This window comes from Vibrio sp. 378 (genome assembly GCF_033339435.1).
This window is the reverse complement of record NZ_JAWOUO010000999.1, coordinates 1-553: the sequence shown is the minus strand read 5'-3', so window position 1 is coordinate 553 and position 553 is coordinate 1. Positions and strand designations below refer to the sequence as shown.

Annotated in this window: 1 protein-coding gene; it reads right to left on the bottom strand. The window is 40.3% G+C overall.

The annotated features are described in order from the left end of the window. Positions 1-296 (bottom strand): CreA family protein (locus tag R7Q48_RS30020; protein WP_318134046.1); only part of this gene is annotated, 296 nt, incomplete at its 3' end. Positions 297-553 lie beyond the last annotated feature (257 nt).

Here is a 553-nt window from a genome sequence, read left to right as displayed (position 1 = left end):
TTGGACTTTTTAAATACCACTTCACCTGATTTGCTCTTATCAATTTTAGTAATCATCTCAGGTGTAATTTCACCAGTTTGACGGCAAGAAATTGAACTGTCGCTTGGGTCCGCTAAACTGAAGTCCGCTTCGATGCTCGCTACATGACAAGTAACGCCTGGAACTTCAGGGTCTACGAGCGTATTCAGTTTTATGTCTTTCATAGTAAACATACCCAAAGACACATCACCAACCTCATCGTTGCCACAACCAGCAAGAATGGTAACCAAACCTAAAGCAAGCAAACGTTTTTTCATTATTCCGTCCTTAATTAGAAAAATATATAGATTCAATCTATCAGACGTTGGCATCTAAAACAAAATTTGGCGCAACCTCAGGACTTTAGCTAGGTTTGTTAAGGGCTTCATGCTAATGTACCGCTTCAAAGCGAGTTCATGTTTAAGAGTTGAGTCAATGCGATATAGAAAACCCTGTTAGGTTTTCGGAATATTGGCGTGATGGCTCATATACAGCCCTCGTTTTTGACTCGCTACTACTCTGTAGCCTGAGATAT